21 protein-coding genes, 2 pseudogenes and 1 riboswitch are annotated in these 22,352 nt (G+C 38.7%); of the genes and pseudogenes, 5 read left to right on the top strand and 18 right to left on the bottom strand.

Annotated features, from left to right (window positions below):
* Nucleotide 1: 1 nt before the first annotated feature.
* Nucleotides 2–88: pseudogene (locus tag AM592_RS24825) on the bottom strand (ArsB/NhaD family transporter); the annotation flags it as partial.
* 179 nt (nt 89–267) lie between these two features.
* Here AM592_RS24825 and AM592_RS19590 point away from each other — a divergent pair.
* A complete protein-coding gene (locus AM592_RS19590; RefSeq protein WP_053605336.1) occupies nt 268–765 on the top strand; it encodes a GNAT family N-acetyltransferase in 498 nt (165 codons plus the stop codon).
* Nucleotides 766–1,007: 242 nt separating this feature from the next.
* Here AM592_RS19590 and AM592_RS19585 read toward each other — a convergent pair whose 3' ends face one another.
* The 10 genes from AM592_RS19585 to AM592_RS19540 form a co-directional block, all read right to left on the bottom strand.
* A complete protein-coding gene (locus tag AM592_RS19585; RefSeq protein WP_053605335.1) occupies nt 1,008–1,241 on the bottom strand; it encodes a twin-arginine translocase TatA/TatE family subunit in 234 nt (77 codons plus the stop codon).
* Nucleotides 1,242–1,321: 80 nt separating this feature from the next.
* Complete coding sequence (locus AM592_RS19580) at nt 1,322–2,755, bottom strand: alkaline phosphatase PhoX (RefSeq protein WP_225970285.1); 1,434 nt, start codon at nt 2,753–2,755, stop codon at nt 1,322–1,324.
* Nucleotides 2,756–3,409: 654 nt separating this feature from the next.
* Nucleotides 3,410–4,984 carry a CehA/McbA family metallohydrolase gene (locus AM592_RS19575; RefSeq protein WP_053605333.1) on the bottom strand — a complete coding sequence of 525 codons (1,575 nt, stop codon included), beginning with the start codon at nt 4,982–4,984 and terminating at the stop codon, nt 3,410–3,412.
* A 12-nt stretch (nt 4,985–4,996) separates the two neighbouring features.
* Nucleotides 4,997–6,271, bottom strand: a complete 1,275-nt coding sequence (locus tag AM592_RS19570) for a hypothetical protein (RefSeq protein WP_053605332.1) — start codon at nt 6,269–6,271, stop codon at nt 4,997–4,999.
* A gap of 13 nt (nt 6,272–6,284) precedes the next feature.
* Complete coding sequence (locus AM592_RS19565; RefSeq protein WP_053605331.1) at nt 6,285–7,118, bottom strand: ABC transporter permease; 834 nt, start codon at nt 7,116–7,118, stop codon at nt 6,285–6,287.
* Complete coding sequence (locus tag AM592_RS19560) at nt 7,115–8,263, bottom strand: extracellular solute-binding protein (protein WP_225970284.1); 1,149 nt, start codon at nt 8,261–8,263, stop codon at nt 7,115–7,117. The genes AM592_RS19565 and AM592_RS19560 overlap by 4 nt, the downstream gene beginning before the upstream one ends.
* Nucleotides 8,250–9,323, bottom strand: coding sequence for an ABC transporter ATP-binding protein (locus AM592_RS19555; protein ID WP_053605330.1), 1,074 nt, complete (start codon nt 9,321–9,323; stop codon nt 8,250–8,252). The genes AM592_RS19560 and AM592_RS19555 overlap by 14 nt, the downstream gene beginning before the upstream one ends.
* Before the next feature lie 21 nt (nt 9,324–9,344).
* Nucleotides 9,345–10,166 carry an ABC transporter permease gene (locus AM592_RS19550; RefSeq protein ID WP_053605329.1) on the bottom strand — a complete coding sequence of 274 codons (822 nt, stop codon included), beginning with the start codon at nt 10,164–10,166 and terminating at the stop codon, nt 9,345–9,347.
* Between the two features lie 313 nt (nt 10,167–10,479).
* Complete coding sequence (locus tag AM592_RS19545) at nt 10,480–11,202, bottom strand: GntR family transcriptional regulator (RefSeq protein ID WP_053605328.1); 723 nt, start codon at nt 11,200–11,202, stop codon at nt 10,480–10,482.
* Nucleotides 11,203–11,453: 251 nt separating this feature from the next.
* Nucleotides 11,454–11,969, bottom strand: a complete 516-nt coding sequence (locus AM592_RS19540; RefSeq protein WP_053605327.1) for a hypothetical protein — start codon at nt 11,967–11,969, stop codon at nt 11,454–11,456.
* Nucleotides 11,970–12,188: 219 nt separating this feature from the next.
* On the opposite strand from AM592_RS19540, the gene sigZ reads away from it, so the two are divergent.
* Nucleotides 12,189–12,722 (top strand): RNA polymerase sigma factor SigZ, encoded by a 534-nt coding sequence (sigZ, locus tag AM592_RS19535; protein ID WP_053605326.1) that lies wholly within the window; start codon nt 12,189–12,191, stop codon nt 12,720–12,722.
* Nucleotides 12,723–12,786: 64 nt separating this feature from the next.
* Here sigZ and AM592_RS19530 read toward each other — a convergent pair whose 3' ends face one another.
* The 6 genes and pseudogenes from AM592_RS19530 to AM592_RS19505 form a co-directional block, all read right to left on the bottom strand.
* Nucleotides 12,787–13,371: an NAD(P)H-dependent oxidoreductase gene (locus AM592_RS19530; RefSeq protein WP_053605325.1), complete on the bottom strand. Its 585-nt coding sequence runs from the start codon at nt 13,369–13,371 to the stop codon at nt 12,787–12,789.
* Nucleotides 13,372–13,417: 46 nt separating this feature from the next.
* Nucleotides 13,418–13,840, bottom strand: coding sequence for a DUF1801 domain-containing protein (locus AM592_RS19525; protein ID WP_053605324.1), 423 nt, complete (start codon nt 13,838–13,840; stop codon nt 13,418–13,420).
* Nucleotides 13,841–14,066: 226 nt separating this feature from the next.
* A complete protein-coding gene (locus AM592_RS19520) occupies nt 14,067–14,474 on the bottom strand; it encodes a VOC family protein (protein WP_053605323.1) in 408 nt (135 codons plus the stop codon).
* 139 nt (nt 14,475–14,613) lie between these two features.
* Nucleotides 14,614–16,441: pseudogene (locus AM592_RS19515) on the bottom strand (APC family permease).
* Between the two features lie 152 nt (nt 16,442–16,593).
* Nucleotides 16,594–16,742, bottom strand: a riboswitch (cyclic di-AMP (ydaO/yuaA leader).
* Between the two features lie 185 nt (nt 16,743–16,927).
* A complete protein-coding gene (locus tag AM592_RS19510; RefSeq protein ID WP_053605322.1) occupies nt 16,928–17,323 on the bottom strand; it encodes a VOC family protein in 396 nt (131 codons plus the stop codon).
* 203 nt (nt 17,324–17,526) lie between these two features.
* The gene (locus tag AM592_RS19505) at nt 17,527–18,381 is read right to left on the bottom strand and encodes a LysR family transcriptional regulator (protein ID WP_053605321.1); all 855 of its coding nucleotides are present in this window, start codon (nt 18,379–18,381) and stop codon (nt 17,527–17,529) included.
* Nucleotides 18,382–18,491: 110 nt separating this feature from the next.
* Between AM592_RS19505 and AM592_RS19500 the strand changes: the two genes are divergently transcribed.
* Entirely contained in the window at nt 18,492–19,613 is a 1,122-nt protein-coding gene (locus AM592_RS19500; RefSeq protein ID WP_053605320.1) for a Gfo/Idh/MocA family protein, read from the top strand.
* A 109-nt stretch (nt 19,614–19,722) separates the two neighbouring features.
* Here the strand turns inward: AM592_RS19500 and AM592_RS19495 are convergent, their stop codons facing one another.
* Complete coding sequence (locus AM592_RS19495) at nt 19,723–20,967, bottom strand: cation:dicarboxylate symporter family transporter (RefSeq protein WP_053605319.1); 1,245 nt, start codon at nt 20,965–20,967, stop codon at nt 19,723–19,725.
* Between the two features lie 381 nt (nt 20,968–21,348).
* On the opposite strand from AM592_RS19495, the gene AM592_RS19490 reads away from it, so the two are divergent.
* Nucleotides 21,349–22,026, top strand: a complete 678-nt coding sequence (locus AM592_RS19490) for an NAD(P)H-dependent oxidoreductase (RefSeq protein ID WP_053605318.1) — start codon at nt 21,349–21,351, stop codon at nt 22,024–22,026.
* Nucleotides 22,027–22,059: 33 nt separating this feature from the next.
* Nucleotides 22,060–22,347, top strand: coding sequence for a putative quinol monooxygenase (locus AM592_RS19485; RefSeq protein ID WP_053605317.1), 288 nt, complete (start codon nt 22,060–22,062; stop codon nt 22,345–22,347).
* Nucleotides 22,348–22,352 lie beyond the last annotated feature (5 nt).

Raw genomic sequence — 22,352 nt, 5'->3', positions numbered from 1 at the left:
CTAAAGTCGGCATGTTATTCATTATCGAAGAAAGATCAGCCGCTATAAAACCTATTGATATCGTTCCGACAAACTGCCCCTGGTTAGCCGTCTCACCTTATCTTTCGTAAGAATTTTGATAAAATGAAATTAAGAAATTGGGTGAAGACCTTATACCTTCTTTACATCTAAAAATGAGAATATTGAAAAATTAGAAGCTATAGTTATTATTGATGCAAGCGGAACCTGGAATAATTGCGGATAACACTTATTACGAAAGGAGATTAAATGATGCAAAACACACTAACTGTTCGAACGATGAAGGAAGAAGATTGGGAAGCAGTTCAGACGATCTACATAAAAGGGATAGAAACGGGAAATGCCACGTTTGAAACAGAAGCGCCTTCATGGGAGAAATGGGATATTGACCATTTGCAATTCGGTCGATTAGTAGCTTTGCAAGGCAATCAAATTGTTGGCTGGGTTGCTCTCAGCCCATATTCAAGCCGTCCGGTATATCGCGGAGTGGCCGGAGTAAGTATTTATATTGATCCAGAATTCAGCGGGAAGAAGGTCGGATCCAGCCTTATGAAAAATCTGATAGAAGAGTGTGAAAAAGAAGGGTTTTGGACTCTGCAATCAGGTATCTTTCCCGAAAACCAAGCAAGCCTATCCTTGCACCAAAAATTCGGATTCCGCGAAGTTGGACGAAGAGAGAAAATCGGGAAGTTGGATGGAAAGTGGCGAGACGTCTTGCTTCTTGAGAAAAAATTGCCTTCTAAGTAAAGGATTACATCGCCTTTTTCGCCTTAAACAAACGTTTGAACAACACTGAGAGTCGATGATTTTTGGCTATTTTATATATACGGCCTGAGTCGTTCGCAGTGCGGTAGATGAGTCAACGTCTATTCTTTTTGGTAAACGATATTTTGTACAATAAAGGAGATACAGTTTTCCTAAATGATTCCCTTTCACAAAAACTAGAAAGACTGCAAGCAGATTATTGTCTGCCTGCAGTCTTCTAGTTTTCAGCTTCCGGTATTTTTAGTATCTTCTTTCTGAACAGCTTGAAGTTTTTTGCCTTCATCAATCTTTGATTTCTCATCACTATTGCCATTCACAAGATCATTTGTAGCTTTTTTGAACTCTTTTAATGTGTTCCCAAATGCGCGTCCAATTTCAGGGAGCTTAGAAGGTCCAAAAATGATTAACGCAATGACGAGTATGATAATTAGACCTGGAACTCCGATATTTTGAAACATTATACGATTCCTCCTAAATTACTAATAAAATTCTCTAACTCGGGGGCTTCTGCAATTTCAATTCGCTCTTCAGCAGTACCCTATAAAATTGGCATACCATGGCGTTGGAATGCTGCCGCTTCAAGGGTTGTTATGCCTTGATTTTCTGCAAACGCTGAAAGCTTGTCTGATACTTGCGGGGAGTAAGCGGCTGGTGGAGCAGCATGTCCCATTAGTCTTTGACGGCCGGCGTTTTTGCGATTGAAAGGTCCCCAAATCGCATAGGAGATCCCAGGGCTTTGAACATTTACGAAAAAAGTTCTTCCATCGCAAGAAAAGGTGGGACCGGCTAATTCAGAACCATTAAGCTTGTTCTCAGCAAAAACATAGCTTTCACCTTCTGGAGTGATTCCAATGATACGGTCAACCCCGTCGCCATCCTCTGCAATCCAAAGGTCTCCCCACGGAGTAATGCAAATATTATCCGGCATTTCTAAATCATTGATTTCTGTAGACTCGTAAAAAAGCTCTAATGTATTTGTAGCCGGGATATAACGGTAAACGCGGCCAAGACTGTTATCCCCTGCAGATGTATCATCAAACCAAAATACTCCTCCGGAAAAATAAGCGCCCTCTAAGCGGCTGAATTGGATGCAGCCTTTCGTTTTTGCTTCAAGACTAGGTTTTTCAGGATCAACATCTTTCCATACGATGCCGAATTTTTGACCAGTATAAAATTTACTGGCACTTGCAATCGACATTTCCTCAATTGCTGCTGCTTGTAATATGCCGCCATTGTGCAAGGCTCCCGGTCTTCGGCTGCGATCGTTCGGTATAAACCGATAAAGGAAGCTGGGGGTTGAGTCTTCTGTTAAATAAACGATTCCAGTTGATGGATCGATTGCTGTTGCCTCATGAGAAAAGGCACCCATTTCTCTGATTGGAGTTTTTGATAAGTTATTTTCAGGATTGTGAGGATCTATTTCAAAAACATATCCGTGTCCCTCTTCAAGTGTTTCTTCACAAGTGAGCCATGTGCCCCAAGGAGTTGCACCACCCGCACAGTTTCGGATTGTACCTGCAGAGGTCACATATTCATCAATCACTTTACGGTCAGGTCCGACAATTAGAGCTGTCGTACCGCCAGTATTATCTTTGCTATATGGATTTTTTCCTATCACCGGATATTTTGTATTCCCATCTAACTCATGATTTCGAACAAGAATGGTAGAATTTTTTGGTCCTGAAAATGCAGCCATACCATCAAATTTTCCCGGGATTGGACGTCCATCCGAAAGTTTGCCGCCTTCCTCAGAGATAATACGGTATTGGAAACCTCTCGGAAGATCCAGCATCCCGCCCGGATCTTTAATTAACGGGCCAAAACCTGCAAATCCTCTTTTTTTTGTAAGAGTAGGTTTTGCTAATGCATTTTCTGTTCCAAGTGAAAGTATTCCGGTCGTCCCTAATGCCAATACAGCTGTACTCATGCTTCCTGCCTTTAAAAAATCACGTCTGTTCATGCTTTTGCTCAAAATATGACTCCTCCTTTTTTATAGGGTGTAAATCTTGAGGCAATATCTATAAACAAACTAACAAACACAGGTTAAGCAAGTACTTGTTTAATGTGGATATCATGTTAATAAAAATAAGTTCTAAAGGATTAGAAAAACGCGAAAGGAATGGGGTTATTATTACTATTTCGTTGTTTCATGATAGTAAAAAAGGACTTTCCATTCCCTTATTATTCTATTAATGAAAATATATTGAAACTGCTCGGAACATACATGTTAAGATTATTACAAGGGAGCGGATGAAGTTCTTACTTACGATCTAGGCAGCATCAAAGATACTTAAACAACGTTTGACTTTATGCTTGATACGCTTTGGGGTTCACTTCACGAAGAGGCGCCTTACCTTATGAAAGCAATTTTGCAAGTAGCTACTATCTATGGCGGCCCAGACGATACAAGGCCAGAAGAGATAAAAAAACAGAAAGAGCGTCGCCTGGCCGGTAAGCCAGGGCGGCTATCTCCAAATCTATTACAATATGCACTTACACCTTGTTCTTGTAGATAAAAGACCATTTGATCTGGAGTACAGATATAAAAACAACTTGTGCAAGGTTCTATGTTACAACAGGTAATCCCCCGCCCAGATCTAAAACCCAGGAAGGATTATTACTCGTGTTACTTGATAAAATAAATCGGATTTGTAAAAGCAATCAATTCAACTTCGTCATATATTTCAGCGTATAATTCAGCTCTTACCCAGCTTAATTCATAACTGTCCATTTCATAAAACAGCTCATGTGTTCCACCGGTTTCTTCTATTAATGTACCAACATTTGAAACTAATCGAAAACGAAAAGTTCGTTGATTTATATTTGTAACGTCTTCCCATCCGTCCGTGCGGGCATGGAAGGAAACTTTGTTATTTTCTGATTTAATAATGTCACCAATCGAAAAAGTATCAGAGCCTATACTCGCTTCTAATATGACTGGATATCCATAGGAGATCGATAAGGCTCCCTCTTTAATCGATTTCAAAAATTCCGCCTGAAAATCATCTGTTTCTTTTTTTGTATCCGCCGGCATATGAACATGAGTAATCGCCGGAAACACATTCTTCTCGTCATTCTTATGCCAGTCTCTTCCTGCAGTTGCTGTAATGATGTACCCGTGATTCAATAATTCTGTCCAATATTGAAATGCTTTTTGATTATAATAGCGGGAGCCTGGTCTGGTAGAGTTCCAAACTTCAATAAAATCAAAATCATTAATGCTCTTAAACGGAAACTCCCAATGGCATCCTGTTCCGATCGGGTTTCCCAGACGGAAAGGATGTGCTATCCCTGCGATGGCTCCACAGCTATGGATTTGGTCAATTCCTTTAGCAATGTCCAACGGCCCAATTGTCCGCCAATCCGTATACGTCAGCTTGTCATATCCGATGGTCAGCAAATGCCCATAAAACGTCGTCCATTCTAACCCGAAAAGCATTTTAATCCTGAATTCACGGCTTGCTTCTTCCATCTCCTGCAACGGGCGGGTTGTATTATGATCTGTGATCGCCACGACCTCTAAGCCCATTTGTTTTGCAGCTTCTGCCATTTCTCGCACCGACTGCTGCCCATCGCTGTGATACGTATGCGTATGCAGCTCGGCAGGAACCCAACGGCAATGATTATATTGCTTTCTTGGCAAAATCGTTCCTCGCGCTTCATTCTCTAATATATTTTTCATTAATGGCCGGTGCTGCCACGGGATCGTTAAGCTTCTGCAGATATCATTTTCTGGTCCGTCAGCTGTGACAGATAAGGTAAACCGGCACTTTTCAGTTACGACGGCATGTGTGCTAACGGTTACCGACCATAAACCAGGGGAATTTTGTTTGTTCAGAATACCCGGCGAAGAATTCGTTTCATTCACTGTCATTCGTTGTGTTGGTTTATGGCAGTGATGAGCCCCTCGGAATCCATCTGGGTCATCAATAGATAGTGTTAAAAGGTTCTTAATTGGGAAGTCATGTAGTGTTCTTTTTGCTGCATTCTCTGTTTCCAACTCATAATAATGAAAGGACTCTTCAATGATTTTTTGCCCCAACTCATTGTCATCTAATTGGGCAGGTTCAAAATGAAATTGCACCGTCAGATTTGTTGTCTCTTTTGGAACGAAAAACGTATGTTTCAAATGAGACTGTGAACTATTGCTGGATATTTCTGAAGTTGTTTCAAATAGAATACGCGTGCTTGTTTGTTGCATCTTTTTTCTCCTCTATTTGTTCCAAACTGTTTTTTCGCTTTGATTTCGAGTCAATTCAGCCGTGAAATTGACTTGGCATTTAAGCTCGATTTCACTCCTTTCATTCATGAAAAGGACTTTAAGATCTTTTACAACTACCGAAGAAATCTCTTCGTTAATTAAACAAACCTTGATTTCTTCAATATCTGTATGGCTTTTGTTTTCGGGCAGCAAAACGGCAATGCCAAAATGGTTATACGGTCCCGTATAGCCAGGGGAAAAATGGCCGATCTGTTTCTTGCCAAATGAACTGGAATGCCACCTGTTTTCACCGGATAGCTTGCATGCGATATCTATCGTTGGTTGTCCTAGGTTTACTTCCCAGACTGACGACTGAATAAAAAGATATTGTTTCAAATCTTTGATTATATTAATATCTGAAAGGCCAGTTGTGAGCTGCCTCTCCGCTTCCCACTGCATCATTGCGTTTACGTATGGGAATTTTTCCATGACGATTTCCCGGGGCTCCTCGTCCTTTTTCCATTCATAGCTTGGTAAAAAGAAAAAGTAATATTCACTCGTGATGCGGTCGGTAAAATTTCCGTTACACGTAGCCGTTTGCAATACTGGACGTTTTCCCTCCAGCATCGGCTTGCTATAGGACATAATTTTGTGGTGAGGACCCTGGTAATCTACGTGGTCCACGTTGAGATCGTCTGTTAAATAAACCCTGGCCATGTACTCAATATCAAGCAAACGCCCCCACTTGGCCATCAGCAGCTTGGCTGGCGTTCCCTCGTCCTCGTGGCTGAAAACCATCTGGTATTCAATCACCTTTCCATGCTCCCAATCTTCGATAAAGTAGATCATTTCTAACGGAGTATCGGTGTACAAATTGTCATAATTGCTATAGACTGACCTTCCGTATAATTTTGGCGAAAACTTAGCTGCAAGCAAGTCGTGGCCTTGAAGCTCAAGCTTTTTTATATTTACTTTCTCAATCCAAGCGGAGGATGCTTGAGCAAGCGGGTTAAAAAATTCAATGCTTAATGTATAGTTTCCCTCACATAATTCCCCCAACAAACGTTGGTACGTGAACAAACGATCACCATAAAATAAGACGATATCCTGGTGATGTGTATCATTGATGTACAACCTTGCCATAACGGCTTCATTTTCCTTTTCATTCCATGAGGTAGGTGATGAAGCTGTCAATTCGATCGAATAAAGTCCTTCGTCCGGTACTTCAAATTCCACCTTCTGCTCTTGGTTCTGAGTGATTGTCTGCTTTATCTGAATTGTTTCCAATACAATCCCGCCTTTAAAAACGTTTTTTCGAATGACTCAAGTTACTGCGTATATAAAAGAATCCGACAAATGAGCACATTAAAAACATAAAAACGGCCAAGCTGCTGGACTGTCCGAGTTCATTATAGACAGCGAAATGCTGCTGCATGGAAACACCGAGCATCTGCGGCGCATTCCGATCAATTAAAAATGGAGCCGTAAAGCTGCCTACAATCCCCATGAATAAGAACGTCACCGCAATGAGCATCGTCCGATAAGACAAAGGCAGAATAAACCTCGTAAATAGCTGAAGTTTTTTCGCACCGGAATCCCTTGCACTTTCGATAATTGAATTCGGAATTGCCTGAAGCGCAGGTACTAATAGCATCGTTGTAAAAGGAATATTGAACCAAATATTGATCATCAACAATCCCTTCACATCGTAAATAATAGGAGGTAAATTATTTTCTCCGACGAATCTTGCTACCCAGCCATTGTCTCGATAAAAATTGATAAAGCCGTATACAGCAATAACCCCCGGTATAAACATAGGAATAAAGTATAGTTTGTTGATCCACTTTGAAACAGCGCTGTTGGAAAAGCGCAAATAAACAGCAAGCAAATAGCCGATACCCAGAACAAAAATACATGAAATAACCGTGACAAATAACGTATGGCGGATGTTTTGAACAATTAATAGCTCCGTAAAAATATAAATATAATTTTCAAAGCTGAATTGTCCTTCTCCGTTTGTAAAACTCTCTTTAACAGAAAGGAACACCGGATAGATTACAAGGACAAGCAATGTTAGGAAAGAGGGCATAACGAGCCCAATTCCTAACATGCTCAATTTCCATTTTTTACTCATCGAGTAGGGATCTCTCTTTGCCATTGTTTTGTTAATTCTTCGGATAATGCTCCGCCGTTGAAAATTCGATATCCGCCGCTGACATCAGCAAAACGTTCTTGGTCCTCTTTGGACAAGTGCTCCCACTTAATTCCAGGGTAGCCATACATCTGATCCATAACTGTCTGTTGAACTTCTTTCGTAAGAATGTAATTCATAAATGTTTGCGCTGCTTCTTTCCGCTTTTCATCTCCATTATCTGGTGCCATCATGTAGGATGGTCCGCCAGTAAATGCAGGATCAATTTGCTTCAATTTAGTAGATTCGGGCAATAATTTTTTATTTAACTGTTCCAACGCCATATCAGACCAAACGGGAATCATATCCACTTCACCGTTTGCAAGCAAGTCCAATGTTCCTTGGTTTTTCTTCGGATAAACCCCTTCTTTGTATAAATGAGGAGCCAAATCTTTTAATATTCCGAAACCTTTATTCCAATCTTTCATAATGCTTTCATCTTGTGAATTCATTGCGTCTGCAGGCAATTGGTTATAGATTGTCGATAACACAAATGAGCTGCCTGATCCACCAGTACTTGGGTCGTTGTAGGCAAACCTGCCGGGATGGTCTTTTATCCACTGATACATTTCATCAGCTGTGTTTGGGACGTCCTTCACCTTTTCCGAATTGTAGGCAAGTACGACAGACGCAGCACGATATGGAACAGCTATATTATTCGTTCCTTTCATATTCGCTTCTTGAACGTTCTTAAGGTTCGGGATTCCTGTTTCATCTAATGAATAAAACAAACCGCCTTCTTCATTACTTCGAACAATATCAGCTAATTGCCCTTCATAAAGATCGACCTTTGAATCTTTGCCTGATTTCTTTGCAGCGACAATCTTATCGATCGTTGCCTGGCCTCCTGTTCCAGATGGGACAAAGACAAAGTCGACATCAATATTTTTATTTTCCTTTTCAAAATCACTAACGACCTTTTCCCAAAACATCTCGACATTTTGAGATCCGCTGCTGTACAGTGAAATTTTCGTAACTTCATCACCATTAGAATTTGTTGACCCGCTTTCGCTGCTTCCGCATGCAGCAAGAGATAGTACTGTAGCTCCCATAGCCGCAAATGCTATTGCTTTTTTAAACATTTTCATAAACTTCACTCCTATCTTCTAATTTTGCAGAATTTGAATTTTGAAAAGATTGGATTTTAGTAAACTTCACCTTGATATTTTCATCAAGACGAAACTGGTCTATTTTACTGCTGTCAACAAACATCTTAATTTGTCCCAACATGCTATGTATTGTAACTTCTACATAATGTCCGAGCATCATCACTTTATCTACTCTCGCTTCCAGTCCGTTTTCAAAAGGTTCAGCTACGGATACGTCTTCCGGGCGAATGGCTATAGTAACGTCGCCGTTATTATGACCAGGATTAGGAAACTGAAGCGTTCCGGCATTTATTAGATTTGATTCTGCTTGTCCATTTAAAAAGTTCATTCTGCCGATAAACTGAGCAACAAATAGAGAAGCCGGATTGTTATAAATTTCTTTCGGAGTTGCAATCTGCTCAATGTTGCCATGATTCATAACGACTACTTTGTCTGATATGGACAAGGCCTCTTCTTGATCATGGGTAACAAACAGCATTGTTAAGTTTTGCTGTGCCTGAATTTCTCGCAATTCTTCCCTTAATTCATGGCGTAGTTTTGCATCAAGAGCAGAAAACGGCTCATCCAAAAGCAGAACTTCCGGATTTAATAAAAGTGCTCGAGCCAATGCAATCCGTTGCTGCTGTCCTCCCGAAAGTTCACCGGGATATTTTTTCTCGGCTCCTGATAATCGAACGAGAGCTAACGCCCATGAAACCTTTTCTTTTATTTCCTGTTTTTTGACTTTTTTCAGCTTGAGACTGAAAGCCAGATTATCAAAAACTGTCATATGCGGCCATAAATTGTAGCTTTGAAAAACCATCGCAGTCGGCCGCTTTTCAGGTGGCAAGTGAAGCACTTCATTCCCGCCAATCTTGATGGACCCGCTGTTTGGCTCAATGAAACCGCCAGCGCTTCGCAATACCGTCGTTTTCCCACAGCCGGACGGGCCAAGCAGTGTAACCAGTTGTCCTTTTTCTACATCAATGGAAATATCTTTGACTCCTTCTCCTGTCTCATAAATCTTGGTTAAATTTTGAATCGATAACTGTACAGGCAAATGACTCTCTCCTTTCTTCGATTATTTCATTCGCAATCCATCGGCAAAGGAATCCGCACCGACAAATTTTCTGGCAGCCATCAATAATATAATCGTCGGCAATGTCAGAATGACGGAAAATACCGCACCTGCTGTACTCGGATAATCAGCAATGATCGTGTACATGATGACGGGCATCGTCTGAAAATCCGGGATTCCGACTAAAAAGGTTCCCTCCGCTTCATCTAATGAGTTTAGGAAGGTAAAGACTGAAGCTACAATGATTCCCGGCTTTGCCATCGGCAGAGTGATGTGCCAAAAAACCCTCAGAGGCGAAGCTCCGGCATCTCGCGCTGATTCTTCTTGAGAACGATGGACATTTTCAAAGGCAGCCGATGGAATCCACGTCATAAACATCAGGGTGTTAATCAGATGGATTAGAATAATACCAGTAAAGGTGTTCATCAGATTAAACTGGTAAAACAGAACGGCAATTGCAACGTACAACCCCATTTTCGGAAAAGCATTTGTTAATAAAAATGAGAACAGAAAAAATCGTCGTAACGGAAAGCTAATTCTGGCAAACGCATAGGCAGCCGGTAAACAAATGATTAAAGAAATCAAGGTGACTAGAGAAGCAATTAAAAATGACAGCCCCATAGCTCGAAGGATCGATTCATCCTGTAGAACATACGACCACCATTCCAAAGACCATGTAGAAGGCCATTTATCAGGATGCTCCCACTTTCCAGAAAAAGCTAATAAAACCAAATTTAATAATGGACCGAAAAAGAATAGCAAAAATATTGAAAGACCAATAAATTCTATTATTCTTCTTTTTCTCAGTGTCCTAAAGTACCACAACTTTACACCTCCTCCCCTAGTTGTACATTCGTATAATATTAGTAATTTTTTATTCCGGATAAAAAAGAAGTATAGACAACAATAACTGTATATTGAATGTAATCGTAGGAGAAAACGATAATTATCATTTGAATTATTATTAGTTGTCTATACTTCATACTTTTATAACTTAACATCCGAATGTAAATTGATATTTTGAATTATGTATAAAATTTGTTAAGAAGACTGCCTAAAAATTAAAAAAGTTCTATTTCATTTTTACAAAAAGAGAAGAACCCTTCTTGCATCAAAATGAGATAGAACTTTTTCATAGTTAAAAATCAATTTTCGTTCTTTCCACAGAGAATTTAAAAATATCATTTCTAAAGTAATCATACGAATATAATACTGGCTGATTATTCCGATCATAATGAATCTGTTTTAATAGCAAAACTGTCGTATCAGGGTATATCAAAAGCTTTTGGCAATTTCGATCAGTATGTAAAGGAACAACGATTTCCGCTGCCGCTTTATAAATATCAATTTTGCATTCTTCTTTTAAATACTGAAACAAAGACCCTATTGAACCTTTTGCTATAAGTGATTCTCCGACAAGTTTTTTCGGCAGGATATTTTTCGAGAATACGACCGGCTCCTGATCAGCTGTTCGAATTCTTTCATGGACAATCACTTCCTCCTCGTGATTGAGCTGTAGAAGTGAAGCCCATTCTTCATTCGTTCTTTCTACTTTAATATTTTCCCGTTTTTCTCCGTCCTCAAGACCGGCATATTTAATCATGGAGGTTACACTCATTAATTTTTCTAAACTGCTTGGCGCATGAGGTATAGGATTGACAACAAAGGTCCCGACTCCGTGTTTAACATGGACTTTTCCCTCTTCCTCCAGTAATCGAATTGCAGAACGAACAGTTTCTCTGCTGACTTTAGACTGTTTCGCCAGCTCCAGCTCTGAAGGCAGCCGGTCTCCCACCATAATCTTTCCGGTTCTTATATCTTTATCAAGTGCTTCTTTCACTTTTATATACAATGGTTTCATATCATCAACCCTTTAATAATATCTGGCATTTTACATTATAATGACATGACAAGTATTTTCATATATGTAACTATGTATTTTAATATTTAATTAACAAAAGAAGGGAAAGTTTAACAAAAGATTTTATCGATAATCATTTTATGTTCTTATTTTGACGCGATAGATTACCACTAAAAAAGTTTGTCGGTTAGCAGGAATAAAAAACCTCCCAAAAGCTAGCGGGAGGCAATTTCCTAAGTATTCTTCAGTCCTTATATATTTCTTAATTCAGAAAGGGTTCGAAGCACATGATCAATTAAATTGGGGATATCGCCCATATGATCCTCGTTAATTTTACGATTGAATTCCAGCTCGATCGTATTCATATAAATGGATTCTTCCCTGCCGTAAACAAAGCGTAATGTTTGAGTCGGGGCAATGTCGAGACTCCAAATTTGCTGCATTATGTCTTGAATGATTTCGCACTGCATCGATATATTTATGATTTGAATATAAAAACGCAAGATTAGTATACAGCCAGGATTTTCTCCCGGCACTTCCATTATTTCTGCCGCCAGTTCTCTCAAAGGTGCAACCAGTCGAATTTCTGCAGAGATATCACTTCGATCTAATAGTGAGAATTGTATCGCGAATTCTCTCGACAGTACTGACATATCAAGTCGATCTATCCGATTGGTTATCTTAATTTTTCCCGACAAATTATCCAAATCATAAATCTGATTTTCAATAGCAACTTTTAGATTTTCAAAGACGGTTGGATCAAACATAAATGAATACCTGCCTTACGTTTTAGAATAAACTAGCTCACCCACGTATTTATTCCGTATATCTAAAAATATTATACGAATTAAAACATTGATTTAACAAAGTCTCCTAATGGTATGCCAGTTGCCAAGTGAGACTATAATGCTCCTCCTTCTTCTAAAATTGATGTACACTAAAGATGGCGCAGGCAAAATATAACGAACGCAAGGAGAGAAACTTTCATGGATATCCAAGTTCTCTGGAATGAATATCATCTACCCGTCAGACGATTTATCTCAAAAAGAACATATAATCATTCTGATGTGGAAGATATCGTCCAAAATGTGTTTATGAAGATACACGGCCATATTTCCGAGTTAAAGGATGAAAATAAAGTACAATCATGGATTTATCAAATTGCCCGCAATAGTATCGTGGATTACTACCGGAAAGAAAAACGGACAGAGGAACTGCCGTTTCATATTGAAACAAATGATGAATATGAGGAAGAGAATTTTGAAAAAGGAGTGATTTCATGCTTCAAGTCAACGATTCAACGATTACCGGATAAATATAGAGATGCACTCGAACTCACCGAGCTAAAGGGCATGTCCCAAAAACAACTAAGCAGCCGGCTCGCCATCTCCTATTCAGGAGCCAAATCAAGAGTGCAGCGCGGACGGGAAATGCTAAAGGAGAGGCTGATGGAGTGCTGCCATATCGAGTCGGATCGATACGGAAATATCATCGACTTCTATAGAAAGAATCCGAATTAGAAAAAGTTTGGCGATTTTCTCCAAACTTTTTTGTTCATATTTGATTAAAAATCAGTACCTCTTGCTAAAAAAGAGAATTGATTTTCTCTTCAACCTGCTTGAGGATATCCTTCAGCGCTGCTTCTTCAAGGTATTCAGAGACATTGCCAAACAGTAAATGATCCAAAGGTTCAATCCCTGTAAAATCAAATATGCCAACATCTGAAGTAATGGTTAAACTGGCGGTCATTCCCATTTCGTCGTAAATCTCTTTAGGAGTACCGTGAGTATTAATGATCAAACCTTTTTTCCCTTTAAGTAACTGAATAATTTCTCCTTCCCCATAAGCATAAGCAAAGCCATAGGCGAATACCCGGTCTACATAACCTTTGAGAATGGCAGGAAGACCCGACCACCAAATTGGATAGATAAATGTGATAACATCTGCTTTTGTAATGAACTCTTGTTCGGTTTTAATATCGTCAGGAATATTGCCTGATTTCATCGCAGCCGTATCTTGGGGCTTCAGAACAGGCTGAAAATCCAATGCATACAAATCTCTTACAAACACCTGATGACCTTTGTCTTCTAAAGCTTTAACAGCTGTTTCCAATATTGCATGATTAAAACTTTCAGGATGTGGGTGTGCATAGACAACAAGATGGTTCATTTTGCATTCCTCCATATATAGGGTTCCCTAAAAACATAATCGCTTTCTACTGGTTTGGATACGTTTCTCTTAAAAACGCAACAGATTGATGAATTAACGCTTTTAACACGTCAACATCAATATCTGCCACCTTATTAATGTATACACACGCTTTTCCTGTTGTATGTTTTCCAAAGTCCTTTAACAATTCCTCTCGTTTTGTATCACCAGTCGCAAAATACAAGCTGATTTTTGCTTTTCGAGGTGAAAAGCCAACAAGCGGCGCATCGCCTTCGTGACCGGATTCATATTTATAATGATAGGAACCAAAACCGATAATGCTCGGCCCCCACATCTTCGCTTGACAGCCAGTCGTTTCTGTGAAAATATCTAATAATTTATATGCATCTTCACGTTTTTTAGGGCTATCGACATTTTCAATAAACTCAATGACACTGCTGTCATTTTCTTTTGTTTTTAGTTCGTACATAACTTAGAATTTCTCCTGTTCTTAAGTATGAGGTTGACCTTTTTTCGCTAATAGAAAATATATAATCTCTTAAATAAATTTCTACATTACACACTTTTTTCCTGCTGAACCGAACCAGCAAACACTGTACTTTAAAATGAAAAAGACACAACTCCACATGAAAGGATTGTGCCTATAGGTTTATCAAAGAAGTTCAGGGCGATCAATTTCTTATTTTTACTCTTGCTCAGACTGCACTTTCATCCATGTAAAAGACTTCCCAAAGATGGCCGTCTATGTCCTCAAAACTCCATCCGTACATAAAGCCATGGTCCATCGGATCATTTGAAGGCTTTCCGCCTGCATCCAGCGCTTTATTTACAATCTCATCAACCTTATCCCTGCTATCAACTGCTAACCCAACGATAACTTCTGTACTTTTTGCTGCATCAGAAAGTTCTTTTTTCGTAAACGTTTTAAAAAACTCTTCCACCAACAGCATGGCAAAGATATTTTCACCAATCACCATGCTCGCTGCATTTTCATCAGTAAATTTTTCGTTAAATTCAAAACCAATTTTCGAAAAAAATTCTTTCGTTTTTTCCAAATCTTTCACCGGTAAATTAACAAAGATACTTTTCATTTGTATTCCCATACTTGCCCATTCCCCTCTAATTTTTATTCCGACTACAAATCATTCTCTTATGTTTATCCTATTCCTGCCTGAAAAAGAAAAAAATTATTAAAAGGTATAATTAAAAAAGGTGCCTCATTAAGGAGACACCCGTAAAAACTCATTTTTTTAAATGGTAAGGGACAGTAGTAACGACTACGTCCCGCCGATAAAGCAAATATGCCCGAATCAATAAACTAGATTGGTTATGAAGAATATTGTGCCAGCCTTTTTTAGGAATAAACTGAGGGATGACGACCGTAACCCGATAATCCGACTCTCTGGCTTTGTGCTCAACCGTATCAACAAATTTGGTCAAAGGATGAATAATACTTCTATAGTGAGAGTGAAGTGTCACGAGTCTGACATCAGGCTGCCATTTCTTCCACTTTTCTTCAAACTTTCTTTCGACTTCTCTGTCAAACGCAACGTAAACGGCAATGATCTTTTCTGCCGAAAGAGTTTTAGCATAGTTTAACGTGTTCTCTACTACATGAGTCATACCAGCCACAGGAACAATAATGACGTTCCCATTAATCGGGACAGAAGGTTCACATGTTGTCAGTCGCAATTGGTCGCCAACTGCGTCATAATGCTTCTTTATCTGGTGAAAAACAAAAACGATAATGGGTAAAAAAACTAAGACTGGCCAAACCTGTGCGAATTTGGTTAAAAAGAAAATGATCGTAACGGTAAAGCTAATCAAGGCACCGGTTGAATTAATAACAAGCCTAAATACCCATCCTTTTGGTTTTTCACGAATCCATTTAACAATCATTCCCGACTGAGACAGCGTAAATGGAATAAACACGCCGACTGCATATAGCGGGATAAGCTGTTCAGTTTGTCCTTTAAAAGCAAGAATTAATATGATCGAGGCAATCCCAAGAATAATAATCCCATTCGAGTATCCTAACCGGTCTCCTCTTATTGTAAACATTCTTGGAATAAACTTATCCTTGGCAAGATTAACCGCAAGTAATGGGAACGCTGAATAACCTGTATTGGCAGCCAGGATCAATATCAATGCTGTAGTTCCTTGGATAAAGAAATACATGAAATTTCGACCAAATGTCTCTTCCGTAAGTTGTGAGACAACAGTGACCTCTTCACTGGGAGTAATCCCGTAATAATAGGCCAAATATACAATTCCCGAAAATAACAAAGCGAGCAAGGCACCCATCGCAAGTAACGTTTTAGCTGCATTATTAGGTGCCGGGTCTTTAAAATTGGGAATGGCATTCGAAATGGCTTCAACTCCTGTTAAAGCAGAGCTGCCTGAGGCAAACGCTCGCAGGAGGATGAATAAACTGATTCCTGCCACGGGTGTACCAATTGATGGATGTAAATCAGGCGGAACCTGACCTGTTACAATGTTGTAGATGCCCACACCAATCAATACGAATAACGCTAAAACAAATAAATACACCGGATACGCCAAAATAGAGGCGGATTCCGTTACCCCTCTTAAATTTAAGATGGTAAGAAAAATCACAAAGATAATCGCAATGATCACATTATAAGAATGTAAGGCAGGAAATGCAGATGTTATCGCATCTGTACCAGCAGATACACTAACTGCCACTGTTAAAATATAATCTACCAGCAAGGATCCTCCAGCGATTAACCCCGGATTTATACCCAAATTATGCTTTGATACTACATACGCTCCACCGCCATGAGGATAGGCGAAAGATAATCTGCCTGTACGACAATATGAGAGCAGTTAATAGAATTAATACTCCCATTGCTATCGGAATTGAATACCAAAATGCTACTGCACCAACTGTTGCCAGGACAATTAAAATTTGCTCCGGACCATAGGCTACTGATGATAAAACGTCAGAAGATAGGATGGCTAATGCTTTTGTTTTGTTAAGCTTCTGTTCCCCTAGTTCAGTTGATTTTAATGGCCGGCCTATTAAAAATCTCTTTAGAGAAGAAATCACAAATTTCACTACCAGATTGTATTAAACATATCTTTTCCTGTATATCAAATAACACTCTACGAAAACACTTTAGTTCAATTAAAATAAAAAATGCCTGCAAGCCATAGATAATAGGCCTGAAGACAATATAATTTTTGTCTCACAAGCTCCACCTTCCTTCTCATATAACGCTTACGAGGTTAGCTGTCGGATTCGGACCATTTGAGTAGCCCTACCTTTTAAAAGGATTCACCCCTTTGGATTGTGTAACAATCCACAAAAATGGTTCCCCCGCACCTTTAGGTCTCAGCGATTTAGAAATATGAAACCGATGATTATCATACTTCTGTGCACTAAAAATGTAAACAAAAATTGTTAAAAAAATATGTAATTTTAAAATCTAAAATTTGAATACTTCTTTAACTAAAGAACAGGGCATTTTCAACTCTTTATGTAAAGGAGGAATAAAAAATGGCGCTCCTCTTTAGAAGGAACACCATCCAACATTTAGCTTGGAAAATTGAGCTGCCATGAAACTCCAAACCTATCGACAATCCAACCGAACTTCTTACTAAAGAAATAATCACCTAATGGCATTAGGGCGCCCCCGCCATCTGAGAGGCTCTCATAAAGCCGGGTAATTTCCTCTTCAGAATCACATGTAAGAAACACTGAAAAGGAAGGGGTAAACGTGAACTCATGCTTTACGTTACTGTCAATGCACATAAATTCCTGTCCTTTTAATGAAAAGACAGCCTGCATCACACTGCCCTCATCTCCTGCTTCATTTGGTCCATAACGAGTGATTCTGGTAATTTCTGATTCTTCAATCAAAGAAGTATAATAATTCATGGCTTCTTCCGCATTTCCTTCGAACATTAAGAATGGTGTCACCTTTTCCATTAAAAACATCTCCTTATTTTTTAATTCATTCGCTTTCTACGATCTCTTTCAACCCTGCAATCATTAAATACCCACCGTAATAATTCGGTCTGACGTAGCATGAAAAATCCAATCTAAATTGTGGCTACTTTGTTTAACCATATAGTTAACAATAAAGAACAACCTAGAATTAGTCAACCATTCGGTTAAATACTTTCTCTCCATTATTCGTTCACAAGCGAATGATTCAATTCTGTAAATTGTCTTTCAATAGGTGTTAATTCATGGTGCAAACGAGTAATTAAGTAAATGTTGATGTATTTATAAACTGAAGGTACCTCTATATAATTGTTGATGTTGTAGCGGTTTGCCGTACGTTTCGATACTAAGGAAATCCCCATTCCCATTATTGAAAACTGCAAGAGTGATTCCGGATCGCCTACTTCAATGATTTCCCCATACTCACGACCCATGCCTGTGAAAATATTGCGTAACAACGTGAGATACAAGCATTTATCCGAAAGAACAAGCAGATTTTTTCGGCTGATATACTCTTTAAAAATTGTGTTTTTCTCAATACCTTTACCGATAATAACCAGCTCTTCTTGCCCCACTTTTTTATAGGTGATTTTCTTATGATTTGACGATCCAATCGTATAAGCTATATCAATTGTTCCGCCAAGAATTTGATGTTCAATATAATCAGTGGAACCCGTTTTTAACGTAACCGATAAGTCAGGGTATGTTTGATAAAGTTTATTTAATGCTGAGGAGAATTGAGTTCCACCAACTGATATCATCGTCCCTATCCTGAGCGTTTCTTCGTGCTTTTTCATTTTATTTTCAGTTTCTTCCCAGAGGATCAAGATCTTTTTTAATTGGTGATATAATTTTTCTCCATCTTTAGTTAATTCCATACCTTTTGAATTTCTAATAAACAGCTCTTGATTATAATAGGATTCAATCTTCTTTATTTTCGCAGTCATATTGGATTGGAGGTGATTAAGCTTTATCGCCGCAGCAGATATGCTTTTTAGTTCGGCAACTGTTATAAAAGCTTTCAAGTTTTCGATATCCATTGATGCACCTCCCTATCAAAAATAGTGATACTACTATCATAAATTAACATTATTTATGATATCACTTATTAAGTATACTAAATGCAATACGCATTTTGGAGGGATAAACCATGAAGCAAAATGTAATTAATGCCGGGATTATAGGAGGTTCTTTAAATAATCAGTGGGCGAGCAAAACACATATTCCCGTTCTGAAAGAAAGTCCTTTTTATCAAATTACGGCTATTGGGACATCTAAGATGGAAACCGCGAAAAAAAGCGCCATGGCGATTAACGCTCCCTTAGCTTTTACTAATCATAGGGAATTAGCAAAATCCGAAGATGTTGATTTAGTCGTCGTAAGTGTGAAGGTTCCTTTCCATTATGAAGCTGCCATCACTGCCATTGAAGAAAAGAAGCACCTCTATTGTGAATGGCCATTGGGAATAAACACCTCTGAAGCGAAAGAGATGGCAAAAATGGCCGATCAAGCGAATATTCACCACGTGATTGGATTACAAGCACGGCAATCACCGGAGGTCAATTATGTAAAACAAGCGATCAAACAAGGGGAAATCGGCAGGGTCCTTTCCTGTACAATGCAAGTCGCTACACAAGGAAAAGGCAGAATCACAGATGAAAGAAACGCTTATCTATTAAAAAAAGAAAAGGGAGCGAGTCTCCTTACGATAAATGGCGGGCACTCGCTTGATGTGCTTTGCTACATTCTTAGTGATTTTAAAAAAGTCTCAGCTGTAATGAGTCAAAATTATTCCGAAGCAATCATCCAAGAAACCGGTTTAACAACGGCTAAAACTACAGCTGATCAAATCGCAATACACGGAACACTAATTGATGGAATCACTGCATCCGTACACATTCAAGGGGGAGTATATCCTGAGTTTCATTTGGAAGTTAGAGGAGAAAAGGGTGTATTTCGTTTAAAACAGAGCAATTCCGTTGGTCACGTACAATTTGGTAACCTGACCGTCGAAAAAATCACACATCCTAATTATTCGTCCTTGCATTCTGAAATTGATCATGCCTTTTCGGAAGAAATAAGAATATCCTCCGAAAAAGATCGTTATCCAGCAGGGTATGTTGAAAGAGCGTATCATCGTTTCGCGCAAGATATAGCAGAAAATAAACGGCAAATGCCCAATTTTAATGACGCTGTCAAATTGCATCAACTGTTAGACGCAATACAAAATTCTGCAGAGACAGGTAAAAAAATAACCGTAATACAAGACTAGATATTATTATCAGACGATAAGCTTTTTATGGATAGGCTCCGTTTGTCTAATCATCCATATCAAAAAAACCCGTACCACTTTTAGTGATACGGGTCTTTTTTGGGGTTTATTACGCAACTTGTTTTTCTTGGTTGAATTTACCTTCCCATTTAGAAATAACAACCGCCGCTAAAGAGTTCCCGACAACATTCACAGCAGTTCTGCCCATATCTAAGATCCGGTCAATACCGGCAATAAAAGCAAGACCTTCTACAGGTAAATTTACTGCATTTAATGTGGCAAGCAACACAACGAATGACGCGCCTGGCACTGCAGCAATACCTTTTGAAGTCACAATAAGCACGAGAACAATCATAAGCTGCTGTCCGATCGTTATTTCTACACCAAACATTTGAGCAATAAAAACGGAGGCTAAAGCTTGATAAAGTGTAGAACCGTCCAAATTAAACGTATAGCCTGTCGGAACTACAAAGGAAGTGATTGCCTTCGGACAACCAAACTTTTCAAGCTTTTGCATGACTCTTGGGAGTACTGTTTCTGAACTCGAAGTAGAAAAAGCAAGCAAAATTTCATCCTTTAACAAACGTAGCAACGAGAACAAACGGATTCCGGCTATTCTTGCAATTATATTAAATACGACAATTACAAAAAAGACCATACTTCCATACGTAACGATTGCCAGTTTTCCAAGCGGAATCAGCGATTCTAATCCAAACTTAGATACCGTAATGCCAATTAAAGCAAATACCCCAAAAGGCGCCAGCTTCATGATTTGGTTTGTAATCCAGAACATCGTATCCCCAACACCTTGGAAAAAGTCCAAGACTGGTTTACCTCGTTCTCCTATCGCTGCAACTCCAGCTCCAAAGAGAACAGAAAAGAAAACAATAGCAAGCATATCTCCCTCGACAAATGCTTGGAAAATATTCGTCGGTATAATTTCTACAAATGTCTCTACAACTCCGTGCTCTTCCTGGGTTTCTGCTGTTTCTTCATATTGAGAAATACTGCTTTCTGTTAATTTTGATCGATCAATACCAACACCCGGCTGGAATATGTTGGCGAATAACAACCCTACAACCATGGCGATCGTTGTTACAATCTCGAAATACAATATTGTTTTAAATCCTAATCTTCCGACCCTTTTCAAATCTCCTACACCAGCTACACCAACTACAATAGAAGCAATCACAATTGGAACAACGATCATTTTTATCGCCCGAAGAAATATATCTCCAATCGGCTGCAAGTAAGCTGCAATGTTATCATTACCGTAAAATATTGCACCTACTACAATACCGAGTATAAGTCCAATTAATATTTGATACGCCAAACCAATTTTTACCTTTTTCATCCATTATCCTCCCTCTTAAAACAATCTAGCTTTACAAACATTCTGTAAAATGAAAGAAAAGCCGGTATAAATCCATAAAAAATCCCCTAATTGTATTGGGGTTTGACCTTTTGCCCAGCCCATACAAAAGGAGAATATACTATGATAAATAACATTATAGCAGATAATCTAGTTTTTCTTAAGTGTCTTAGTACATTGATCAATGATAATAGAGCTTAAAAATTATAGACAGGTTCAGCAGAAGGCTAATCGACAATATTTTAATGGTATAAAAGGTGGTACTATACAACAATTATGTGCGTACTTACAATATTAAATCCAACAACTTATACTTTACTTATATGAAAAGCTATTAAATTTAATAAAAAGGAAGTGTTATTCATGACGATCATGACAAATAAAAAAGAAGACATACTACAGGCATATCAGTATAGACATGCAACTAAAGAATTTGACCCTGCCAAAAAAATAAGTGAACAAGATTTTAATTTCATCTTAGAAACAGGACGTTTATCTCCTAGTTCATTTGGTTTTGAACCATGGAAGTTTCTTGTCATTCAAAATGAAACTCTAAGGGATAAACTATTGCCAGTTACTTGGGGAGGACAAAAACAATTACCAACATCCAGCCACTTTGTTATTATCTTGTCTAGAACACCGAAAGAGCTGCTTGCTGATTCTAAGCATATTCTCCGTATGATGAAAGATGTTCAACAACTCCCAGAAGATGTGGTGATAGGAAAAGGCGGTTTATATCATAAATTTCTAGAATCCGATTTTGACTTGCTTGGTAATGAACGTGCTATGTTTGAATGGGGATGCAGACAAACGTATATTGCATTAGGAAACATGATGACCGCAGCTGCACAAATCGGCATCGATTCTTGTCCGATGGAAGGCTTCGATAAAGGTAAAGTCGAGCAAATTCTAGTAGAAGAAGGTATACTTGATACAAATCAATTTGGCATCTCTTGTATGGTTGCTTTTGGCTTCCGTGTGAAAGAACCACGTGAAAAAACAAGACAAACGAGATCACAAATCATTCAATGGGTAGAGTAAGGAAATAAATTTTATGACATGGAGGGAATTGAAATGATTGTTATTCACGCATATATGGAGGTCAATCCAGAAAAGACAGAAGCGTTTTTAAATTTTGTTAAACCTCTAGTACAAGCTTCACAACAAGAGCCGGGAAATATTAGTTATTTTCTAGTTCAAGATGTAGAAGTAAAAAATACGTTTATTATGCTAGAAGAATGGGATACGGCATCTGATCTTGAAGAACATGAAAAAACGCCGCACTTTAAATCATTCAGCTCTCAAGTAGGCGACTACATTCTCTCTCCACTGAAGGTAAAGAAATTTACGGTACAGCAATAGCATTC

Origin of the sequence: Bacillus gobiensis, from assembly GCF_001278705.1 — a bacterium.
Classification (GTDB): Bacteria; Bacillota; Bacilli; order Bacillales; family Bacillaceae; genus Bacillus; species Bacillus gobiensis.
This window is presented reverse-complemented; position numbering and strand designations above follow the sequence as displayed.